This window comes from Bacillus sp. FSL R5-0286 (assembly GCF_038593245.1).
Taxonomy (GTDB): domain Bacteria; phylum Bacillota; class Bacilli; order Bacillales; family Bacillaceae; genus Bacillus; species Bacillus altitudinis.
The window spans coordinates 2,214,548-2,236,688 of record NZ_CP151977.1 but is presented as its reverse complement, the minus strand read 5'-3'; the positions used below and the strand labels follow the sequence as shown (position 1 = coordinate 2,236,688).

The 22,141-nt window shown below is 42.0% G+C and carries 19 protein-coding genes; 17 read left to right on the top strand and 2 right to left on the bottom strand.

Going from position 1 to position 22,141, the window contains the following annotated elements; genetic code table 11:
* Positions 1 to 20 precede the first annotated feature (20 nt).
* From dxs to NST24_RS11370, 8 genes are all read left to right on the top strand, one after another.
* Positions 21 to 1,922 carry a 1-deoxy-D-xylulose-5-phosphate synthase gene (gene dxs, locus NST24_RS11405; RefSeq protein WP_007501165.1) on the top strand — a complete coding sequence of 634 codons (1,902 nt, stop codon included), beginning with the start codon at positions 21 to 23 and terminating at the stop codon, positions 1,920 to 1,922.
* Complete coding sequence (locus NST24_RS11400) at positions 1,919 to 2,773, top strand: TlyA family RNA methyltransferase (RefSeq protein WP_007501164.1); 855 nt, start codon at positions 1,919 to 1,921, stop codon at positions 2,771 to 2,773. Before dxs ends, NST24_RS11400 begins: the two co-directional genes overlap by 4 nt.
* A 161-nt stretch (positions 2,774 to 2,934) precedes the next feature.
* On the top strand, positions 2,935 to 3,384 hold the full coding sequence (gene argR, locus NST24_RS11395) for a transcriptional regulator ArgR (protein WP_007501163.1): 450 nt from the start codon (positions 2,935 to 2,937) through the stop codon (positions 3,382 to 3,384).
* A 34-nt stretch (positions 3,385 to 3,418) separates the two neighbouring features.
* On the top strand, positions 3,419 to 5,152 hold the full coding sequence (gene recN, locus NST24_RS11390) for a DNA repair protein RecN (protein ID WP_342461789.1): 1,734 nt from the start codon (positions 3,419 to 3,421) through the stop codon (positions 5,150 to 5,152).
* A gap of 198 nt (positions 5,153 to 5,350) precedes the next feature.
* Positions 5,351 to 6,628 carry a SpoIVB peptidase gene (gene spoIVB / locus NST24_RS11385; protein ID WP_008342225.1) on the top strand — a complete coding sequence of 426 codons (1,278 nt, stop codon included), beginning with the start codon at positions 5,351 to 5,353 and terminating at the stop codon, positions 6,626 to 6,628.
* A 283-nt stretch (positions 6,629 to 6,911) separates the two neighbouring features.
* A complete protein-coding gene (gene spo0A, locus NST24_RS11380; protein ID WP_008342226.1) occupies positions 6,912 to 7,715 on the top strand; it encodes a sporulation transcription factor Spo0A in 804 nt (267 codons plus the stop codon).
* A gap of 449 nt (positions 7,716 to 8,164) precedes the next feature.
* Positions 8,165 to 9,265 carry a Rap family tetratricopeptide repeat protein gene (locus NST24_RS11375; protein WP_024718885.1) on the top strand — a complete coding sequence of 367 codons (1,101 nt, stop codon included), beginning with the start codon at positions 8,165 to 8,167 and terminating at the stop codon, positions 9,263 to 9,265.
* Between the two features lie 226 nt (positions 9,266 to 9,491).
* Positions 9,492 to 10,229: a glycerophosphodiester phosphodiesterase gene (locus NST24_RS11370; RefSeq protein ID WP_342461788.1), complete on the top strand. Its 738-nt coding sequence runs from the start codon at positions 9,492 to 9,494 to the stop codon at positions 10,227 to 10,229.
* 33 nt (positions 10,230 to 10,262) lie between these two features.
* Here NST24_RS11370 and NST24_RS11365 read toward each other — a convergent pair whose 3' ends face one another.
* Positions 10,263 to 10,499 carry a DUF2627 domain-containing protein gene (locus NST24_RS11365; protein ID WP_100325324.1) on the bottom strand — a complete coding sequence of 79 codons (237 nt, stop codon included), beginning with the start codon at positions 10,497 to 10,499 and terminating at the stop codon, positions 10,263 to 10,265.
* A gap of 149 nt (positions 10,500 to 10,648) precedes the next feature.
* Between NST24_RS11365 and NST24_RS11360 the strand changes: the two genes are divergently transcribed.
* The 9 genes from NST24_RS11360 to NST24_RS11320 all read left to right on the top strand — a co-directional run bounded on the left by NST24_RS11360 (position 10,649) and on the right by NST24_RS11320 (position 21,073).
* Positions 10,649 to 12,721: a sigma-54-dependent Fis family transcriptional regulator gene (locus tag NST24_RS11360; protein WP_342461787.1), complete on the top strand. Its 2,073-nt coding sequence runs from the start codon at positions 10,649 to 10,651 to the stop codon at positions 12,719 to 12,721.
* A 125-nt stretch (positions 12,722 to 12,846) separates the two neighbouring features.
* Positions 12,847 to 13,740 carry a phosphate butyryltransferase gene (gene yqiS, locus NST24_RS11355; protein WP_008342231.1) on the top strand — a complete coding sequence of 298 codons (894 nt, stop codon included), beginning with the start codon at positions 12,847 to 12,849 and terminating at the stop codon, positions 13,738 to 13,740.
* Between the two features lie 25 nt (positions 13,741 to 13,765).
* Entirely contained in the window at positions 13,766 to 14,860 is a 1,095-nt protein-coding gene (gene bcd, locus NST24_RS11350; protein WP_024718888.1) for a branched-chain amino acid dehydrogenase, read from the top strand.
* 27 nt (positions 14,861 to 14,887) lie between these two features.
* On the top strand, positions 14,888 to 16,015 hold the full coding sequence (gene buk, locus NST24_RS11345; protein WP_026050108.1) for a butyrate kinase: 1,128 nt from the start codon (positions 14,888 to 14,890) through the stop codon (positions 16,013 to 16,015).
* The gene (lpdA, locus tag NST24_RS11340) at positions 16,005 to 17,429 is read left to right on the top strand and encodes a dihydrolipoyl dehydrogenase (RefSeq protein ID WP_113767104.1); all 1,425 of its coding nucleotides are present in this window, start codon (positions 16,005 to 16,007) and stop codon (positions 17,427 to 17,429) included. Before buk ends, lpdA begins: the two co-directional genes overlap by 11 nt.
* Positions 17,430 to 17,446: 17 nt before the next feature.
* Positions 17,447 to 18,439, top strand: a complete 993-nt coding sequence (locus NST24_RS11335) for a thiamine pyrophosphate-dependent dehydrogenase E1 component subunit alpha (protein ID WP_039165916.1) — start codon at positions 17,447 to 17,449, stop codon at positions 18,437 to 18,439.
* 12 nt (positions 18,440 to 18,451) lie between these two features.
* Positions 18,452 to 19,435, top strand: coding sequence for an alpha-ketoacid dehydrogenase subunit beta (locus NST24_RS11330; RefSeq protein ID WP_007501148.1), 984 nt, complete (start codon positions 18,452 to 18,454; stop codon positions 19,433 to 19,435).
* A gap of 19 nt (positions 19,436 to 19,454) precedes the next feature.
* Positions 19,455 to 20,711, top strand: coding sequence for a dihydrolipoamide acetyltransferase family protein (locus NST24_RS11325; RefSeq protein WP_217967005.1), 1,257 nt, complete (start codon positions 19,455 to 19,457; stop codon positions 20,709 to 20,711).
* A 68-nt stretch (positions 20,712 to 20,779) separates the two neighbouring features.
* Positions 20,780 to 21,073, top strand: coding sequence for a YesK-like family protein (locus NST24_RS11320; RefSeq protein ID WP_008342236.1), 294 nt, complete (start codon positions 20,780 to 20,782; stop codon positions 21,071 to 21,073).
* A 13-nt stretch (positions 21,074 to 21,086) separates the two neighbouring features.
* Here the strand turns inward: NST24_RS11320 and NST24_RS11315 are convergent, their stop codons facing one another.
* A complete protein-coding gene (locus NST24_RS11315; protein ID WP_342461786.1) occupies positions 21,087 to 21,980 on the bottom strand; it encodes a YegS/Rv2252/BmrU family lipid kinase in 894 nt (297 codons plus the stop codon).
* Between the last annotated feature and the right edge of the window lie 161 nt (positions 21,981 to 22,141).

Here is a 22,141-nt window from a genome sequence, read left to right as displayed (position 1 = left end):
TGAAAGCGAGTTGATCCTGATTGGATCTTTTATCAATAAAAAATCCAACGTTTCTAAAAGGAATGTCAAATGCAGAATTAGAGGAGCTGAGTGCGGACATTCGCACGTTTTTAATTGAGTCGTTAGCGAACTCTGGTGGGCACATTGGTCCAAACCTTGGTGTCGTTGAACTTACTGTTGCACTTCACAAAGTATTTGACAGCCCGAAAGACAAATTTCTTTGGGACGTTGGACATCAGTCTTACGTTCACAAGCTGTTAACTGGAAGAGGCGCCGAGTTTGATACGCTTCGTCAATATAAAGGGCTCTGCGGTTTCCCTAAACGAAATGAAAGTGAACATGATGTTTGGGAGACTGGACACAGTTCAACCTCATTATCTGGTGCAATGGGAATGGCAGCAGCGCGTGACATTAAAGGAACAGATGAATACATTCTCCCGATTATCGGCGATGGTGCACTAACCGGCGGTATGGCATTAGAAGCACTGAACCATATCGGGGATGAAAAAAAAGACATGATTGTGATCTTAAACGACAATGAAATGAGTATTGCGCCAAACGTTGGTGCGATCCATACAATGCTTGGCAGACTACGTACAGCTGGTAAATACCAATGGGTAAAGGATGAGCTTGAATACTTATTCAAGCGTATCCCAGCAGTAGGCGGGAAGCTTGCTGCAACAGCAGAACGTATCAAGGACAGTCTGAAATATTTGCTTGTCTCTGGTATGTTCTTTGAGGAAATGGGCTTTACTTACTTAGGACCAGTAGATGGACATTCCTATGAAGATTTGTTTGAGAATCTTGAATACGCAAAGAAAACAAAAGGCCCGGTTCTCCTTCATGTCATCACGAAAAAAGGAAAAGGCTATAAGCCGGCCGAATCTGATAAGATCGGCACATGGCACGGAACAGGACCATACAAAATCGACACAGGTGACTTTGTAAAACCGACAGCAGCTGCACCGTCATGGAGTGGTCTCGTCAGTGAAACCGTCAGAAAGCTGGCACGGGAAGATGAGCGGATTGTCGCGATTACACCTGCAATGCCTGTTGGCTCAAAGCTTGAAGGGTTTGCAAAAGAATTCCCTGAGCGAATGTTTGATGTTGGAATTGCAGAGCAGCACGCTGCAACAATGGCAGCCGGACTTGCTACACAGGACATGAAGCCATTTTTAGCGATTTATTCAACGTTCCTTCAAAGAGCCTATGATCAAGTGCTGCATGATATTTGCCGTCAAAATCTCAATGTGTTCATTGGAATTGACCGTGCAGGTCTTGTCGGTGCAGATGGAGAAACACATCAAGGTGTGTTTGACATTGCTTTCATGCGTCATATGCCGAATATGGTTCTCATGATGCCAAAGGATGAAAATGAAGGACAGCATATGGTCAACACAGCCATTCAATATGATGATGGTCCAATCGCGATGCGCTTCCCGCGTGGAAATGGACTAGGCGTCAAAATGGATGAACAGCTGAAAACCATCCCAATTGGTTCTTGGGAAGTTCTTCGTCCCGGGAAAGATGCTGTCATTTTAACATTCGGTACAACCATTAAAATGGCGCTGCAGGCAGCAGAAGAACTGCAAAAAGAAGGTAAATCAATCCGTGTTGTCAATGCACGTTTCATTAAGCCTCTTGATGAAGGCATGTTAAATGAGATACTGTCTGAAGGTTTGCCAATTTTAACAATAGAAGAAGCGGTGCTTCAGGGTGGATTTGGCAGCAGCGTATTAGAATATATTCACGACAAAAAAGCGTCTCATATAAAAGTAGAACGTATGGGCATTCCAGATGAATTTATTGAGCATGGAAGTGTCGATGCGCTACTTGAGGAAATTGGACTGACGAAAACACAGGTTGCTGAAACATTACGTGACCTGCTTCCCGCAGCACCAAGAAAAGGAATTGGATCATGACATCAAAGAAAGAACGACTTGACGTTTTATTAGTCGAACAAGGACTAATGGAAACGAGAGAGAAAGCAAAACGCGCCATTATGGCAGGGATCGTTTACTCAAATGAAAACCGTTTGGATAAGCCAGGAGAAAAAATCGCTCGTGATACCCCGCTGACTGTGAAGGGAAATCCGCTGAAATATGTCAGCCGAGGTGGGCTAAAGCTCGAAAAGGCACTTCAAGAATTTGATTTAACCGTTGAAGGAAAGCTTTTAATTGATATCGGCTCATCAACAGGGGGATTTACAGATTGCGCACTCCAAAATGGAGCAGTCAAATCCTATGCTGTGGATGTTGGCTACAATCAGCTTGCGTGGAAATTACGACAGGATGATCGGGTGATCGTCATGGAACGCACCAACTTCCGCCATTCTGTTCCGGCAGATTTCACCGAAGGATTACCAGAGGTTGCATCTATTGATGTATCATTTATCTCGCTCAAACTCATTCTTCCCGCACTAAAGCATATTCTTATCCCAGGCGGCGACTGTATTGCACTAGTGAAGCCGCAGTTTGAAGCGGGCAGAGAGCTTGTTGGAAAAAAAGGCATTGTGCGAGAACCTTCTGTACACCTTGGTGTGCTAGAAGAAATGAATCAATTTGCTGCAAAAGAAGGCTATGATGTAAAGGATGTTTCGTTTTCGCCGATTACAGGCGGAGATGGAAATATCGAATTTCTCCTCCACTTGGTCCTGCATCCCGATCAAGAAGAGAATACGGCACTTCCAGTATCTGAACTTGAAAAAGTCGTCAAAGAAGCCCATGCCGTATTGAAAGAAAAGAAAAACAGTCCTGAGCCGGCTGACACATGAATTATTGAAACAAAAGGAATAATAGCTCGCTATTATTCCTTTTTACATGGTCAAAAGATCAGAATTGACCGTTTCTCACGTAATGCTTGTTTTTTGAAGTGTGCATCATATAACATAGAACGTAAAGACAAACTGAGATTCTAACGCCTAGGGGGGTCAAAATGAACAAAGGTCAAAGACATATTAAGATTAGAGAAATTATCGCAAGCCAAGAAATCGAAACACAAGACGAATTAGTCGATATTTTGAAAGCGGATGGATATAACATCACACAGGCGACCGTATCAAGAGATATCAAAGAACTGCATTTAGTCAAAGTGCCAACAAATAACGGAACATATAAATACAGCCTTCCTGCAGATCAGCGGTTTAACCCGCTATCGAAATTAAAGCGTTCCTTAATGGACGCATTTATTAAAATGGATGCTGCCAGTCATTTAATCGTTTTAAAAACAATGCCTGGGAACGCTCAAGCCATCGGTGCTTTAATGGATAATTTAGATTGGGAAGAAATTATGGGAACCATTTGTGGGGATGATACCATCTTAATCATTTGCCGCACGCCAGATGATACGGATACCGTTTCGTCCAAAATTTTAGAGCTTCTATAAAGAGATCAGGTTTACAAAAAGAGGTGTCAAATGAGTGTTAGCAGAACTAACCATTAAAAACTTTGCAATCATTGAGGAGTTAACGGTTTCGTTTGAAAAAGGACTCACAGTTCTAACAGGGGAAACAGGTGCCGGAAAATCAATCATGATTGACGCTGTCTCACTTCTCGTAGGGGGAAGAGGATCATCCGAATTTGTCCGTTATGGCGAAAAAAAAGCAGAGCTGGAAGGTCTTTTTCTTGTACCAGCAGATCATCCTGTATTTGCCCTTTGTGAGGAGCAAGGCATTGATGCATCTGATGAAATGATGATTCTTCGCCGTGATATCAATCAAAGCGGGAAAAGCATTTGCCGCATTAATGGTAAGCTTGTCACCATCTCGCTTTTAAGAGAAGTTGGCCGGCTTTTGCTTGATATACATGGACAGCACGATAATCAGCTGTTAATGGAGGATGAAAATCATTTGCATTTGCTTGATCAATTTGGAGCAGAAGAAATTGCACCTGCTCTCTCGCAGTATCAAGAAGCGTATGATCAATATATGAAGACGGCGCAAAAACTCAAACAGCTGTCTGAAAATGAACAAGAAATGGTTCACCGGTTAGACTTATTGCAATTTCAGCTAGAAGAGATTGAAGCGGCACAATTAGAGCCTGGGGAAGATGAGAAGCTTCAAGAGGAACGTCATCAAATCAGCAATTTTGAAAAAATCTTTTCCTCGCTTCAAAACGCGTATAATGCTCTGCGTAATGAGCAGGGAGGACTTGATTGGGTTGGGATGGCTTCAAGCGAGCTTGAGCAAGTTTCTGAGATCAATGACGATCTGAAAAAGCTCTCTGAGCAAGTGTCAAACTCCTATTATTTATTAGAAGATTCTACTTTTCAAATGCGCAGCATGCTTGATCAATTAGAATTTGACCCAGCCCGTCTTGATTTTATTGAGTCTAGGCTAAATGAAATGAAGCAGCTGAAGCGAAAGTACGGCACAACCGTTGAGGAAATTTTAGAATATGGGGCTAAGATTGAAGAGGAGATAGACCAAATCCAAAATCGAGACAGCCATTTGCAGACACTTAAAAACAAACTTGATGCGATAAGCCGGGATGCATTGCTTGAAGCGCTTAACGTGTCAGAGCTCCGTAAAAAATGGGCGAAAAAACTGGCGAAGCACATTCAAGCTGAATTGAAGGATTTATATATGGAGAAGTCTTCTTTTGATACCGCTTTTACGATTCGATATGCACCTTTTGGCAGTACGGACTGCCCGCTTTTAGATGGAAAACCCGTACAGCTCGGGAAAAATGGCATAGATCAAGCTCAATTTGTCATTTCTACAAATCCGGGTGAACCGATGAAATCTTTGTCAAAAGTAGCATCTGGAGGAGAAATTTCACGTGTCATGCTGGCAGTGAAAAGTATTTTCTCAGCGAAACAAGAAGTGACGTCCATTATATTTGATGAAGTGGATACGGGTGTTAGCGGCAGAGTCGCACAAGCCATTGCTGAAAAAATTTATAAAGTAGCAGCAGGCTCACAAGTACTCTGTATTACCCATCTGCCGCAAGTTGCAGCAATGGCTGATACACATCTTTTTATTTCAAAACGCGCTAAAGCTGGTAGAACAATGACGAACGTCAAACCACTCAGTGATGATGAAAAAGTGAGTGAAATTGGCCGAATGATTGCTGGTGTAGAAGTCACTGAGCTCACAAAACAGCATGCAAAAGAATTACTGCACCAAGCAAATGATGTCAAAACGACAGGGTAGCTGAAACAACAGCTGCCTTTTTTATATTGTCTCATATTCGCCGTATATACGCATGAAATCGTCTTTTTCTTTTATCAATTTATCCAATCATTTTCTAAAGGTGTCGGTTATAAATCCTCGCTAAGAAGGCAAAAGTAAAGATGTAGCCAAAACATTAATGTTCTGGTGTGGGTAAGGAGCGAGGAGAGTGAAAAATGAATGCCCGAAAAGATGAGAAAAGCCATTGGTGTGATTCTCCTTGTTTCTTTAATAAGTACAGGGTTTATGAGCATAGTGAAGGAATATATCAGCATTCCAACAACTGTCGCAGTATTTGAACACGAGAAGCATTCGATTGATACATCCATTGAAGCGTCAGCCAATGCTTCTTCACCAGCCTTTAGTCTTTCAGAGAAAAAGAATCAACTTGAAGTAACGGGACAAAAGGCGGGAAAAGCCGAAATTGTTTATGATTTTAAAGGATTTCCTATTAAGAAAACAAAAGTCGATGTTCTTCCCGAATTAAAAGTCATTCCTGGAGGACAATCCATTGGCGTCAAACTCCATTCTGTCGGAGTTCTCGTTGTCGGTTTTCATCAAATCACAACAGCAGACGGCAAAAAATCACCAGGTGAAGCTGCAGGCATTCAATCAGGGGATATGATCATTGAGATCAATGGTCAGAAAATGGAGAAGATGAACGACCTCACCCCATTTATTCAGAAAGCAGGAAAAACGGGGGAAACCCTTCATTTACTCATAAAAAGAGACCATAAAACCTTTCAAACGACATTAACACCCGCTAAAGATGCAAGTGAAGGTACTTATCGAATCGGTCTTTATATTCGTGATTCCGCAGCAGGAATCGGGACGATGACCTTCTTTGAACCATCTTCTAAAAAATATGGCGCCCTTGGGCATGTGATTTCTGACATGGATACAAAAAAACCAATCGTGGTCGACAATGGTGAAATTGTCAGATCAACTGTCACATCCATTGAAAAAGGGACAGGAGGCAACCCTGGAGAAAAATTGGCCAGGTTTTCTTCCGAAAGAAAAACGATAGGTGATATTTCACGTAACAGTCCATTCGGTATATTTGGTACGTTAACCGAAAAACTTGAAAATCATGTAGCAGACAAACCACTTCCAGTCGCATTATCAAGTGAAGTAAAAGAAGGTCCAGCCGAAATATTAACGGTTGTGGACCATGATAAAGTAGAGAAATTTGATATTAAAATCGTCAGCACAACACCGCAAAAATTCCCGGCAACAAAAGGAATGGTGCTTAAAGTAACAGATGAACGCTTATTAAGCAAAACGGGCGGGATCGTTCAAGGAATGAGCGGAAGTCCGATCATCCAAAATGGCAAAGTCATTGGAGCGGTCACTCACGTGTTCGTCAATGACCCGACAAGCGGATACGGCGTACACATTGAATGGATGCTGTCAGAAGCAGGAATTGATCTTTATCAAAAAAACAAAAAAGCAAGCTGATGAAAAACTGCCGCGAATCTTCCGGCAGTTTTTTTCTACCCTTTCTTTCTCTTCCATCATGTTATAAAATAAGGAAAAAGAGATTTTTCGACAAAATGGAAAACAGTGTGTTGTCAAATTGCAATAATCGTCGATTCATTAAGAAAAACGTAGAAAAAGCTAGATAATGCTCTATTATTCGGAAAATTAAACTTTTTTAAAGGGGATAGCATGGTTTTGTCGAATTGAACACTCAGAAGAGAAATGCAAAAGACTAAGGAATCGACATTGGGGAGGAAAGAACGTGGAGAAAATTAAAGTGTGTGTAGCTGATGACAATCGAGAACTTGTTGGCCTTTTGACAGAGTATATTGAGGGACAGGAAGATATGGAAGTACTTGGCGTGGCGTATAATGGTCAGGAATGTCTGACATTATTTAAAGATAAAGAGCCCGACGTTCTCCTCTTAGATATTATCATGCCTCATTTAGACGGTCTTGCTGTACTGGAACGCCTCCGTGAAAACAATGAAATGACCAAACAGCCAAGTGTCATTATGCTGACGGCTTTCGGACAAGAAGACGTAACGAAAAAAGCAGTCGATTTGGGCGCATCCTATTTCATTTTGAAACCATTCGATATGGAAAACCTCGTAGGTCATATTCGTCAAGTCAGTGGAAACGGCACACAAGTCAGCCATCGATCTTCATCTATCCAAAACAGTGTCCTTCGCAGCAAACCTGAACCGAAACGTAAGAACTTAGATGCGAGCATTACGACGATTATTCATGAGATTGGCGTGCCAGCTCATATTAAAGGCTATTTATACTTAAGAGAAGCCATTTCAATGGTGTACAATGATATTGAACTACTCGGCAGTATTACAAAAGTGTTGTACCCAGACATTGCAAAGAAATTTAACACGACAGCCAGCAGGGTAGAACGAGCGATTCGTCATGCCATTGAAGTGGCTTGGAGCAGAGGGAATATTGACTCCATTTCGTCACTCTTTGGTTACACAGTCAGCATGTCAAAAGCCAAACCGACCAATTCCGAATTTATTGCCATGGTGGCTGATCGTCTGCGTTTAGAGCATAGAGCAAGCTAAGTCACCTTCCATAAAAAAACGTTTCTTCAATGAGGCGTTTTTTTATTTTTGTAAAATATTGCTAAAAAATGGTTATGTTGATAAAATCATCTTTAATGTTTAAATTGGACAAACGGGTCGCTTTATTTTCAGAATAAAATGAAAAATAAAGCATGAAAGAAATGAATAGGACATAAAATAGTGGTAATCAGCTACGCTAATCAATTGGCTTATAGAAGAAGAAAACGCTCATTCGTAAGAAAAAGGATGAGAGGAAAAGGTCTTATGTAATTAGTAAATAAAGTAAATGAGATCGAAAGTTCTATTTCTATTGACCTGATTGGTTGGCGTTTTAAAGTCACTGGCTTCTTAGAGATTGTGCCATTTGAACTGAATATTCCCATTGTCGAATTTAATAATTTTCACATTCTTTTACTATGCTATAATAATGAAAAGAAGAGGGTGAGGTTATGGGAAAGCTGAAAATCCACTCTGCTGAGGTTGCGAACGAAATTAGCAAGTGGACTAGGGTCATTTCTCAGAATGACCTAGAAAAATCTGCTGTCTATAAAGAGAAAATTCAGAATTTGCTAAAAAATACAGATGAGGATCGAGAAGTTCTTCTTTATTATCAGCTAGTCGACGGCAGACATGAAATGTTACTTGGAAATATTGAAAAAGCCAATCAGATTATGAAAAGTGTCGGAACGCTGGATGAAAAAGCAGATGACATTATTAATTTTTATTTTTACTTTTATAAAGGTCAATATGCTGCCTATGTCAAAAAATATGATGAGGCGATTAGTTTTTATAAGATTGCTGAGCAGCGGCTAAAACGTGTGAATGAAGATCTTGAAGTAGGAACTTTTCATCATAAAGTCGCTTCCATTTATTACGAACTGAAGCAAAATTTCATTTCCATTAATCATATTAAAAAAGCCATTGATACGTTTAAAGCGCATGAGGAATATACCGCACAGGCGATTGACAGCTTGATTTTGCATGCGAGCAACTGTATAGATTTACTACAATTTGATGAAGCTGAGGAAAAGTACCAAGAGGCACTTGAGAAAAGTAAGCGCATTAACAATGAAGTGCTGATTGGGAAGTGCTATCACAATTTAGCGGTTCTTTATTACGCAAAACCTGATTATGAAAAAAGCGCGCAATACGCCAAAAAAGGGATGGGCATTCAAATTCATCGCGACAATAGCCATTATTTCATCCAATCTTTATATGTTCTCGCAAATGCCTTAGTTCATTTAGGAGATCATGAGGCGAAAGAATATATTAAAGAGGGGATTCAATATAGCTGTGATATCCAAAATAATGAATATATAGTAAAATTTGAAATTTTGGATTTGATGTGCGAAAATAGTGGAGCAGCAGACGTATTCTCTGAAAAATTAGACTACATAGAAAAAAATAGATTATATGTGGAGCTTGAGGATTTGTCTGAACAAATATCGAAATACTTCAAGGAACGAAATGATTATCAAAATGCCATTCGTTTTCTTGAAAAGAAATTCGATGCACAAATACTTCAAAAGAAAGTGGAGGTTATCTTATGAAAAAGTTGTTGTTAGGTGTAACAATCGTTACAGCAGTCGCAGTTGTTTCTTCCCTTTTTGCTCTTGACGCAGAGACGACAGAGCAAGCCATCAGAGCGATTACGTGATCGAATTTACCTGTCAACCTCTTCTCTCTTATTAGAAGAGGTTTTTTTATGTGCTCAAACTGGCAAAACGAAAAAAGACACGTCATAATATAGGTAATCATCATATTTAGAGGTGGCATATGACGAAAATTTTTGCACATAGAGGCTTTAAAGGAAACTATCCAGAGAACACCATGATTGCCTTTGAGCACGCACTCCATTCTGGAGCGGATGGGATTGAGCTTGATGTTCAGCTCACCAAAGACGGCAGACTAGCTGTCATTCACGATGAAAAGCTGAACCGAACGACCAATATGAAAGGGTTAGTGAAAGACTATACATATGAAGAGTTAAAAAGAGGAGATGCCAGTCATTCTTTCTATGAAGAAACGGGTGCGGTCTCCATTCCTCTTTTAGAAGAAGTATTAGAGCTAGTGACGCAGAGATCATCCTTTATGATCAACATTGAATTAAAAAACTCTATTTATCGATATCCAGGGATTGAAGAAAAAGTAAAAGAGCAAATTGAGCACTTTCAAATAGAGGATCGAGTACTTGTCTCATCATTTCATCACGGCAGTTTAGCTCTTTTTCACAAGCTGATGCCGCACATTGAACTGGCGGTCCTCACGATGGATGTGATTCATCAGCCGGACATGTATTTAAAAACAATCCCGGCTAAGGGCTACCATCCGAATATAAAGGGCGCTGGGGTGACAAAAGAAGTAGTAGCCGCTCTCCATGCGGACCAACATGTGATTAGACCGTTTACTGTAAACAGTGAGAAGCAAATAAAAAATATGTTGACATTGGGTGTTGATGGAATCTTTACTGATTTTCCTGATCGAGCCGTCAAAATAAGAGAAGAAATGAAATAAAGACCCGCTATCAACAGCGGGTCTTTTTCATGATTACCTTTGCTTAAAACGAGTTGTTACTTTATTTCGTTTACGGTCCCTATATAAAATAAATCCTGCAACAACATAAAGACCTCCCCCAAAAAATAACAACCCTGCAATTCCTTGCAGCCATAAATATGGAAATGGTGCAATGATGATGCCGAAAACAGTGTCACGCAGCAGCTTAATGCCAAGTGCTGCAAAGGCTCCAGGTATTAAAATAATCACTAATGCCAGTATTCTCCCCATCAAATGTCCCCTTAAACGTCATTTACTTCCATTGTCTAATTCAAAAAATATTTTGTCAAGAAAGGAAAACGTGGTAATATAGGTGTTGTGCAATTTTTTGCAACGGAAAAATATGGTGTGCAAAATTTTTCATATAAAGGGGTAACGGGATGCAGAGAGTCTTGATTGTCGGTGCAGGACAAGGTGGATCAGCACTGCTTGAAACATTGCTGAAAACAAATACGGTTCAAATCATTGCGATCGCCGACCTTGATCTCGAGGCACCGGGGATGGATGAAGCGAAAAAGAATGGAATTGAGACGACGACGGATTGGAAAGAATACATAAAAGATGACATTGATATCATCATTGAAACCACAGGCAGTTCTGCTGTACTGAAAGAATTAATTGAACAAAAACCAGAGCATGCTGTGATTGTGCCAAGCTCGATGGCATACGTCATTTCAGAATTAATGGCAGAGAAACAACAGCTTATTCAAATATTGAAGGAACAAACCTATAAACATGACCGCATTTTTAATGCAACGAATGATGGCATGATTTTTATTAATATGGATGAAGAAGTGGTCCTATTTAATCGATCGGCTGCCAAAATGGTGGGGTGTTCGCAAAAGGATGCGATTGGCCGTCACATTCGAGAAGTGATTCCGAACACGAAACTTCCCGATATATTAAGGTCAAGGGAGCCAGAATTTAACCAAAAGCAATTTTTGAATCAGCAAATTCAAATTGTGACCACCCGTCTGCCGATTATTGATGACGCGGGGAGAATGTTAGGTGCTTTATCCATCTTTAAAGACATTACAGATGCGGTGGAGCTTGCGGAGGAAGTAACGAACCTCAAAGAAGTAAGAACGATGCTTGAGGCTATTATTCAATCATCAGATGAAGCCATATCGGTTGTCGATGAGCAGGGGAAAGGTATTTTGATCAACCGTGCTTATACGAAAATGACCGGTTTAACGGATAAAGAGGTCGTGGGTAAACCAGCAGGAGCTGATATTTCCGAAGGGGAAAGCATGCACTTAAAGGTGCTTGAAACAAGAAGACCTGTTCGAGGCGTCAGAATGAAGGTTGGTCCAAATAAAAAAGATGTCATCGTCAATGTAGCACCTGTTATTGTTGACGGCATTCTAAAAGGCAGTGTCGGGGTCATTCACGATGTATCCGAAATTCAATCATTGACGAATGAATTAAATAAAGCAAGACAGCTCATTCGAACACTTGAAGCAAAGTACACATTTGAAGACATTATTGGAGAAAGTGAACAAATGCTTGTCGCACTTGAGCAGGCAAAGCTGGGTGCAAAAACGCCGGCAACCATTTTACTCCGCGGAGAATCAGGTACTGGGAAAGAGCTGTTTGCGCATGCCATTCACAATGAAAGTGATCGCAAGTACAACCGCTTTGTCCGTGTCAACTGTGCTGCCTTATCAGAAACTCTTTTAGAGTCAGAACTGTTTGGCTACGAGGAAGGAGCGTTTTCTGGTGCGAGGCGCGGAGGGAGAAAAGGGCTGTTTGAAGAAGCCAATCACGGCAGCATCTTTTTAGATGAAATTGGTGAAATGACGCCAAGTACACAAGTGAAATTGCTGCGTGTCATGCAGGAAAAAGAAATTGTTCGGGTAGGCGGAACGAAAGCGATACCGGTCGATGTGCGTGTGATCACAGCGACAAATGTCAATATTGAAAAGGCGATGGCAGAAGGGAAGTTCAGAGAGGATTTATATTATCGAATGAACAGATACCCGATATCGATCCCACCGCTCAGACAGCGTCTCGAAGATATTGAATCATTAAGTAAACGCCTCATCCAGAAGATCAATTTAGACTATGGGCGAAACGTCAGCGGCTTAACAGATCGTGCACTTAATAGACTTCGATCATATAGCTGGCCAGGCAACGTGAGAGAGCTTGAAAATGTGCTTGGACGAGCGATGATCTTTTTGAATCCGCAAGAAGAATGGATCGATGAAGCGCATATCGCCTTCATGGAGTCAGACGAGCATGAGGAAAAAGAGCAGCAGGAACTGGCTGTTAGTCAATTTGAGGGGGAGACGCTCTCGGATGCTGTAGAAGCATTTGAAGCTCAGTTGATCAAACAAACCCTTGAAAAACATCAATTCAATCGCACAAAAACAGCGAAAACGTTAGGGATCAGCATTCGAAATCTTTACTATAAAATGGATAAGTATCAGCTTGCAAAAGATAGCATGCAGTAACATGCACGTAACCTGCAAGAAATTGCATAATTTCTTTGCAAAAAGGCTTATTTTTCACACATTTCAAGCTGGCACGGAACTTGCATATAAAAAGAGGAACCGAGCACAAGGAAAGGTGGGCAAGTATGAAGCTTGACGATCTGATTATCAAAGCCTCGCAGCTGCAGAATAAAACAGCGGCTGTGGCTCATGCAGAAGACGAAGAAGTGCTTCATGCCATCAAAATGGCAATCGAACGAAAAGTCGCTCGCTTCCTGCTGGTTGGAAACAAACGCAACCTAAAGGAGCTAGTCAAACAGCATGAGATTAATGAAGACTGGATAGATATTATTCATTCAGATTCACCCGAAGAATCTGCCAAAATTGCCGTTCAGGCAGTAAGTGAAAATCATGCAGATATTCTCATGAAGGGTCATGTCCCGACAGCCGTACTGTTAAAAGCTGTACTAAATAAAGAATATGGGCTTCGGACAGCGAGTGTCCTTTCACATGTTGCAGCCTTCGAAGTACCTGGCTTTGACCGTTTTATCTATGTGACGGACTCTGCGATGAACATTGCGCCTGATTTAAATATGCTGAAAGAAATTACGGTGAATTCCGTTCAAGTCGCACAAGCTGTCGGAAATGATATGCCCAAAGTGGCGGTATTATCAGCGGTAGAAGTCGTAAACCCAGCGATGGATTCGACGCTCACAGCTGCAAGCCTTGCGCAAATGAATCGAAGAGGTCAAATTTCTGGCTGTCTGATTGATGGGCCGCTTGCTTTAGATAATGCCATTTCTCAAACGGCAGCTTCTCATAAAAATATTACGAGTGATGTGGCTGGTCATGCAGATATTTTGCTTGTGCCAACCATTGAAGCAGGCAACATTCTTTATAAATCTCTCATCTACTTTGCTCATGCAAAAGTGGGAGCTGTGGTGGCAGGAGCGAAAGCACCGATTGCTTTAACAAGTCGGTCTGATTCAGCTGAAAGCAAGCTCTATTCAATTGCACTTGCCATCTGTACATCAAATTAAGTGAAAGTATTAGGAGGAATAGAAAATGGAACTTTTTAAATATATGGAACGGTACGATTATGAACAGCTTGTATTTTGTCAGGATGAACAGTCTGGTTTAAAAGCCATCATTGCTATTCATGATACAACACTTGGGCCAGCACTCGGCGGAACAAGAATGTGGACATATGAAAATGAAGAAGCAGCTATCGAAGATGCCTTGCGTCTTGCAAGAGGTATGACTTATAAAAATGCGGCGGCAGGGCTTAACCTTGGCGGCGGTAAAACGGTCATCATTGGTGATCCGAGAAAAGAAAAAAATGAAGAAATGTTCCGTGCTTTTGGCCGTTACATTCAAGGATTAAATGGCCGTTATATCACCGCTGAAGATGTCGGTACAACGGTAGAAGATATGGATCTTATCCATGAAGAAACAGACTTTGTCACAGGCATCTCTCCTGCATTTGGTTCTTCAGGAAATCCATCTCCAGTGACTGCTTACGGTGTATATAAAGGGATGAAAGCAGCTGCAAAAGCAGCATTCGGTACAGATTCATTAGAAGGAAAAACAATTGCCGTTCAAGGTGTTGGAAACGTGGCTTACAACCTATGTAAACACCTGCATGAAGAAGGCGCACAGCTCATCGTCACTGATATCAACAAAGACTCAGTTCAGCGAGCTGTAGAAGACTTCGGTGCAAAAGCGGTAGACCCTGATGATATTTATGATCAAGAATGTGATATTTACGCACCATGTGCACTCGGTGCAACCATTAACGATGTGACAATTCCTAAATTAAAGGCAAAAGTCATCGCAGGTGCAGCGAATAACCAGCTGAGAGAAACACATCATGGAGATCTTATTCATGAAATGGGCATTGTGTATGCACCGGATTATGTGATCAATGCAGGCGGTGTGATTAACGTTGCAGATGAGCTTTATGGCTATAATGCAGATCGTGCAATGAAAAAAGTAGAAGGCATTTACCAAAACATTGAGCGAGTGATTGAAATCTCTAACCGTGATGCCATTCCAACTTATAAAGCGGCAGACCGATTGGCTGAAGAGCGAATTGAAAGAATGCGCAAATCAAGAAGCCAATTCCTGCAAAATGGTCAACATATTTTAAGTCGTCGCTAAATGGATGAATGAGTTGAAACGGAGGTTTTGTTTTTGCTGACAAAAGAATGGCGTATTCTCACTATTAATCCTGGCTCTACTTCAACAAAAATCGGTGTGTTTCATAATGAACGATCTATTTTTGAAACGACATTAAGACATACAGATGAGGAAATCAAGCAGTTTCCTCATATCATTGATCAATTTTCATTCCGCAAAGAAACCATTTTGAAAACACTGCATGAACAGGGGATGAACATCTCAAAGTTTGATGCAGTTTGCGCACGCGGTGGTCTTCTTCGTCCGATTGAAGGTGGCACATATGAAGTAAATGAGCAAATGGTTGAAGATCTAAAAGAAGGGTATGCTGGCCAGCACGCCTCTAATCTAGGCGGAATTATTGCCCGAGAAATTGCACTTGGCCTTAACATCCCAGCTTTTATTGTTGATCCCGTAGTCGTAGATGAACTGCAGCCGATTGCTCGTATTTCAGGACTGCCAACAATTGAGCGGAAAAGCATTTTTCATGCGTTAAATCAAAAAGCAGTCGCAAGAAAAACGGCTGCTTCGTTTGGAAAGCGTTACGAAGATTTAAACATGATCATTACCCATATGGGCGGTGGAATTACGATTGGTGTACATCAAAAAGGAAAAGTCATTGATGTGAATAACGGTCTTCATGGCGAGGGTCCTTTCAGCCCAGAGCGGGCAGGTACTCTTCCAACAGGTGACCTTGTTAATTTATGCTTTTCTGGTGAATATTCGCAAGAGGAAATGCTCAAACGTATTATTGGCGAAGGCGGTCTTGCGGGCTATCTTGGTACGACAGATGCAGTAAAAGTAGAGCGCATGATTGAAGCAGGCGATGAGCGTGCGGCGCTTATTTATGAAGCGATGTGCTATCAAATTGCCAAAGAAATCGGTGCGGCTAGTGCGGTTTTAAAAGGAGCTGTTGACGTCATTGTGTTAACAGGTGGCCTTGCGTACAGCAAACAAATTACGTCAAGCATTAGAGGATACATTGACTGGATTTCAGATGTTGTTGTGTACCCAGGTGAAAATGAATTGCAATCCTTAGCAGAAGGGGCGCTTCGCATTTTAAAAGAAGAAGAATCACCAAAAGAATACCCAAATGATCAAAAGGCGGAGAAAGGAGTGACAAGTCATGGCAACTGAATATGACCTCGTCATTCTTGGTGGAGGCACAGGCGGCTATGTAGCGGCCATTCGTGCCTCTCAACTTGGATTGAAAACAGCAGTCGTAGAAAAATCAAAGCTCGGTGGAACATGTCTTCATAAAGGCTGTATCCCATCTAAAGCGCTTCTTAGAAGTGCAGAAGTCTATCAAACGGTCAAACGTGCCGCTGATTTTGGCGTTGAAGCAAGCGGAATTGCCTTACAATTTGCCAACGTACAAAAAAGAAAAACAGAGATTGTCGACAAATTAGCAGGCGGCGTCAAACACTTAATGAAACAAGGGAAAATTGATGTATACGAAGGAATAGGCCGTATCCTAGGCCCTTCGATCTTTTCGCCAATGCCAGGCACCATCTCGGTAGAAATGGCGAATGGCGATGAAAATGAAATGCTGATTCCAAAGCAGGTCATCATTGCGACTGGGTCAAGACCGCGCGTCCTGCCTGGGCTTGAAGCGGATGGAACACACATCCTTACATCAGACGAAGCACTTGAACTGCAAGAACTTCCTCAGTCCATGCTGATTGTCGGCGGAGGCGTGATTGGGATCGAATGGGCTTCCATGCTTAACGATTTTGGCGTAAAAGTCACAGTGATCGAATTTGCAGATCGCATTTTGCCAACAGAGGATCAAGATATTTCTAAAGAAATGGAAAAGCTTTTAACGAAAAAGGGCATCACCTTAGTGACAAATGCGAAGGTTCTGCCAGATACTGCCGAAAAGCATGAGAATCTCGTCAAGATCCAAGTCGAACAAGGTGGAGACACTCAGTCGTTTGAAGCAGAGAAACTGCTTCTTTCAGTTGGCCGAGTGCCAAACGTGGAAGGCATAGGACTTGAAAACACAGACATCCAGACAGAAAAGCAAGGCATTGTCGTGAATGAGCATTATCAAACGAAAGAGTCGCATATTTACGCAATAGGTGATGTCATTGGCGGTCTTCAGCTGGCACATGTCGCATCACATGAAGGCATGATTGCAGTGGAACATATGGCTGGTCAAGATCCAAAGCCACTTGATGAAACGCTCGTGTCTAAATGTGTTTACTCTCACCCAGAAACCGCTAGTGTTGGACTGACTGAACAGGCGGCAAAAGAGCAAGGCTACGAAGTCAAGATTGGGAAGTTTCCCTTCATGGCCATCGGAAAAGCGCTTGTATTTGGAGAGTCTGATGGATTTGTCAAAATCATTGCTGACCAAAAGACAGATGATATCTTAGGGATTCATATGATTGGTCCTCATGTAACAGATATGATATCTGAAGCTGGATTAGCCAAAGTACTAGATGCAACTCCGTGGGAAGTGGGACAGACGATCCACCCGCACCCAACCTTGTCAGAAGCAATTGGCGAGGCAGCACTGGCTGTTGACGGAAAGGCGATCCATTTTTAATCAAGGAGGGAAACATGATGAGTAACATGCGTCATCAGGAATTAGGATTATCAGATGAACAAGCGATTGACATATATAGAACCATGCTTTTAGCAAGAAAAATTGATGAACGGATGTGGCTTTTAAACCGTTCTGGAAAAATTCCATTCGTCATCTCTTGTCAAGGACAGGAAGCGCAGCAAGTCGGTGCCGCTTTTGCCCTCAATAGGGAAGAGGATTACGTTTTACCTTATTACCGTGATATGGGGGTTGTCCTTGCATTCGGGATGACGGCGAAAGATTTAATGATGTCTGGTTTTGCGAAAAAAGACGATCCAAGCTCAGGCGGGAGACAGATGCCAGGTCATTTTGGGCAAAGATCAAACCGAATTGTGACTGGATCATCACCTGTGACAACACAGGTTCCTCATGCGGTTGGCATCGCACTTGCCGGGCGTCTAGAGCAAAAGAATTTTGTTAGCTTTGTCACGTTCGGTGAAGGCTCTTCAAACCAAGGAGACTTCCACGAAGGCGCCAACTTTGCTGCGGTGCATAAGCTGCCTGTTATTTTCATGTGTGAAAACAATAAGTATGCGATTTCTGTCCCGTATGACAAACAAGTGGCATGTGAGCGTATTTCAGATCGTGCAATAGGGTACGGAATGCCTGGTGTGACGGTTGATGGAAATGATCCGCTTGAAGTGTATGCAGCGGTCAAAGAAGCGAGAGACCGTGCGGCAAGAGGCGAAGGCCCAACATTGATCGAAACCATTTCTTACCGGTTAACTGCGCATTCAAGTGATGACGATGATTCTAGCTATCGAGAAAAAGAAGAAGTGCTCGAAGCAAGAAAGAAAGATCCGCTCATTCAATATGAAACGTACTTAATCGAAGGAAATGTCATGACTTCTGAAATGAAAGAAGAGATGACAAAAGAAATCATGCAAATCGTAAACGAAGCCACTGATGAAGCGGAAAACGCAGCTTATGCCGATGCAGAAAGCGCACTTCGTTACGTGTATGCGGAGTAAGGGGGAAGAAAAATGCCTGTAATGTCATATATAGACGCTATTACACTAGCGATGAAAGAAGAAATGGAGCGAGATCCGAAAGTGTTTGTGCTCGGAGAGGATGTCGGGAAAAAAGGCGGCGTATTTAAAGCGACAGCGGGTCTTTACGAGCAATTTGGAGAAGCGCGCGTCATGGATACACCTCTTGCCGAATCAGCGATTGCAGGTGTAGGTATTGGGGCTGCTATGTATGGAATGCGTCCGATCGCGGAGATGCAATTTGCGGATTTTATTATGCCAGCCATCAACCAAATCATTTCAGAGGCTGCAAAAATTAGATATCGTTCCAATAATGATTGGAGCTGCCCAATGGTCATTCGTGCTCCTTACGGGGGCGGCGTACACGGGGCGCTTTATCATTCACAATCGGTCGAAGCCATTTTTGCCAATCAGCCAGGCTTAAAGATTGTGATGCCTTCTACACCTTATGATGTCAAAGGGTTGTTAAAAGCCGCAGTGCGTGATCCAGATCCTGTATTGTTCTTTGAACACAAACGTGCATACCGTCTCATTAAAGGAGAAGTGCCTGAAGAGGATTATACGCTCCCTATTGGAAAAGCGGATGTGAAACGAGAAGGCGATGACATTACGGTCATTACATATGGCCTTTGTGTTCATTTTGCCCTCCAAGCAGCAGAGCGCCTTGCGAAGGACGGAATTTCTGCTCATATTCTTGATTTACGTACAGTGTACCCGCTTGATCAAGAAGCGATTATTGAAGCGGCATCAAAAACAGGGAAAGTACTCTTGTTAACAGAAGATACAAAAGAAGGAAGCATCATGAGTGAAGTAGCTGCCATCATTTCAGAGCACTGCTTGTTTGATTTAGATGCGCCTATTAAACGTCTAGCAGGACCTGATATCCCTGCAATGCCTTATGCACCGACAATGGAGAAATTCTTCATGGTTAATCCGGATAAGGTAGAAGCTGAAATGAGAGAACTAGCGGCGTTTTAAGAAAGAGGAGGGTTTCAAAGTGGCAACTGAACAAATGAAAATGCCTCAGCTTGGTGAAAGTGTAACAGAAGGAACCATTAGCAAATGGCTCGTTTCACCTGGCGATCATGTGAATAAATACGATCCGATTGCGGAAGTCATGACAGATAAAGTAAATGCAGAGGTTCCGTCATCCTTTACAGGAACAATCACTAAACTAGCGGCTGCAGAGGGTGATACACTTCAAGTAGGAGAAGTGTTTTGTGAAATTGAAGTAGAAGGCAGTGCGCAGCAGAGTGCGAAAGCAGAAGAGGCGCCTGCGCAAGATGAAGCACCAGAACCTGACCAAACAAATGTGGATCAGAGTCAAAAGAAACGATACTCTCCGGCAGTCCTGCGTTTAGCAGATGAACACGGAATTGATTTAACGGCTGTTCAAGGAACGGGAGCTGGCGGCAGAATCACAAGAAAAGATTTGCTGAAGCTTATCGAAAGTGGAGGCGTAAAAGAAACGGCAGCACCTGTGAGTGAAGGTGCGGGTCAAACAGAACCTTCGCAACCGTCACAAGCAAAAGCGGCTCCTTCCATCTCTTCAATGCCTGGAGATGTTGAACTGCCGGTCACTCCGATTAGACAGGCGATTGCCGCAAACATGCTAAGAAGCAAGCATGAAATTCCACATGCCTGGACGATGATGGAAGTGGATGTGACAAACCTTGTGACAAGAAGAAATCAGCTAAAAGATCAATTCAAAGCAAAAGAAGGCTTTAATTTGACGTTCTTTGCATTCTTTGTCAAAGCAGTGGCTCAGGCCTTAAAAGAATTCCCTGAAATGAACAGCATGTGGGCTGGTGATAAAATTGTTCAAAAGAAAGCGATCAATGTCTCCATAGCTGTTGCGACAGATGACGCTCTTTTTGTCCCAGTGATTAAAGATGCGGATGAGAAAACGATTAAGGGAATCGCCAAAGAAATTCATGAACTTGCTTTCAAGGTCAGACAAGGCAAACTGAAGCAAAGTGACATGGAAGGAGGCACTTTCACTGTGAACAACACAGGCTCATTTGGTTCGGTTCAATCAATGGGGATTATTAACTATCCGCAAGCAGCCATTTTACAAGTAGAATCTATTGTAAAGCGCCCGATGATTGTAAATGGAATGATTGCCGCAAGAGATATGGTGAATCTTTGTCTTTCATTAGATCATAGAGTACTCGATGGTCTTGTATGCGGTAGATTCCTGCAAAGAATCAAACAAATTCTAGAAGGCATTGACGAAGAGACGTCCGTCTATTAAGCTCATTTATATGTCCCCTTCTCACAATGAGAGGGGGATTTCCATATCAATCAGAAAGGAGCGATGAGATGTCTGGACTAGATTTTTTTGCTTTTCTTACGATCGGTCTGATGTTTATCACAGCCATTGCGTTCGCTTTTCTTCGGTATATTTCCAAATCACGCAATCATCCTGAACGCTTACTGCTCATCATATCGATCGTTTCAATCATTCAAATCGCCTATTGCTTGTTGATGATAGGAGGATTTAAAGGAGTCGCCAATAGTTTATTAGGCATTTCCCTTCTGATAGGTACACTGCTAGGGTATGCACTTGAATATTTATACAGACGCTATATCAAAAAAACGCCCGCATCGAAATGATGCAGGCGCTTTTTTATTCTGGTGGAACAATAAAGGTCAAATGCTGTTTTAATACTTCAAGGGAAGAAGGAGCGGTCATGTATACTTCACCATCTGTATCTGCATCCATTTCCTCTTTTGTATGGATATGAATGCGGGATGCTTGAATAAGAGACAGGTCACCTTTAAAATCCTCTAGCTCTTCACGGTTCATTGAAAAAATCTCTTTTAAAGCAGAGAAGCTCGTATTTCTGCAAATTAAAATTTCGGCTTTTCCATCATCAATTGAAGCATTTGGCAGATCTATTTTATTTGTACCGATAAAGTGCCCATTCATGACAAGGACAATCACAGCTTCTTCTTCCCAGTTTTCCTCTTCGGTTTCAATGCGTACGTAGAAACGTTCTGTCTGCTGAAGGGTTCGAAGAGCGCTCGTGAAGTAGCTGATTTTTCCGAGGACAGCTTTTTCTTTATCATTAATATTGTTTGAGGTATCTGCGATGAGACCAATCCCCCAAAAATTTAAAAGGTATCGATCCTCTGCTTTGATTAAATCGACTTTTTTTTCAGTGCCATCTATCACCATTTGAGCGGCCTTTGGCATCTGCTGAGGGATGCCCAGCGTTCTAGAAAAGTCATTGCACGTCCCGCCAGGTAAGATCGCTACAGTCGGCCTTTTTTCTAAACCGCCAATTCCATTCATACATTCATGGACGGTTCCGTCTCCGCCTAGTATAATCAGCAATTCAACCGACTCATCCATTTCACGGCAGAAATGATAGGCATCATTCGGCTGTTTTGTAGGCTTAAGGATGAGTTCATCAATATGTAAAGAAAGAAGAGGCACTGTTTGACCTAGTGTTTTTTCCATGTTTTTTTGTCCAGCATTTCCGTTATAAATGAGTATCGCTTTTTTGAATTGTGCCATCACGCAGTTCTCCCTTTCATCACTTTACTATCACTTTTCCCCAATTCCACAGGTCATAAACGACGTTTGAAAAAAGTGAAGGGGGCGAAACAAGACATTTGCCCGCCGGCGTTTTCCTTGATATGATGTAGTTAAAATGGTTTGGTACGTAGAAGGAGTGG

Coding starts and splice junctions, on each gene's coding strand:
- NST24_RS11400 (WP_007501164.1), top strand. CDS start 1,919: ATGACATCAAAGAAAGAACGACTTGACGTTTTATTAGTCGAACAAGGA.
- argR (WP_007501163.1), top strand. CDS start 2,935: ATGAACAAAGGTCAAAGACATATTAAGATTAGAGAAATTATCGCAAGC.
- spoIVB (WP_008342225.1), top strand. CDS start 5,351: ATGCCCGAAAAGATGAGAAAAGCCATTGGTGTGATTCTCCTTGTTTCT.
- NST24_RS11375 (WP_024718885.1), top strand. CDS start 8,165: ATGGGAAAGCTGAAAATCCACTCTGCTGAGGTTGCGAACGAAATTAGC.
- NST24_RS11370 (WP_342461788.1), top strand. CDS start 9,492: ATGACGAAAATTTTTGCACATAGAGGCTTTAAAGGAAACTATCCAGAG.
- NST24_RS11365 (WP_100325324.1), bottom strand. CDS start 10,499: ATGGGGAGAATACTGGCATTAGTGATTATTTTAATACCTGGAGCCTTT.
- NST24_RS11360 (WP_342461787.1), top strand. CDS start 10,649: ATGCAGAGAGTCTTGATTGTCGGTGCAGGACAAGGTGGATCAGCACTG.
- yqiS (WP_008342231.1), top strand. CDS start 12,847: ATGAAGCTTGACGATCTGATTATCAAAGCCTCGCAGCTGCAGAATAAA.
- bcd (WP_024718888.1), top strand. CDS start 13,766: ATGGAACTTTTTAAATATATGGAACGGTACGATTATGAACAGCTTGTA.
- lpdA (WP_113767104.1), top strand. CDS start 16,005: ATGGCAACTGAATATGACCTCGTCATTCTTGGTGGAGGCACAGGCGGC.
- NST24_RS11335 (WP_039165916.1), top strand. CDS start 17,447: ATGAGTAACATGCGTCATCAGGAATTAGGATTATCAGATGAACAAGCG.
- NST24_RS11330 (WP_007501148.1), top strand. CDS start 18,452: ATGCCTGTAATGTCATATATAGACGCTATTACACTAGCGATGAAAGAA.
- NST24_RS11320 (WP_008342236.1), top strand. CDS start 20,780: ATGTCTGGACTAGATTTTTTTGCTTTTCTTACGATCGGTCTGATGTTT.
- NST24_RS11315 (WP_342461786.1), bottom strand. CDS start 21,980: ATGGCACAATTCAAAAAAGCGATACTCATTTATAACGGAAATGCTGGA.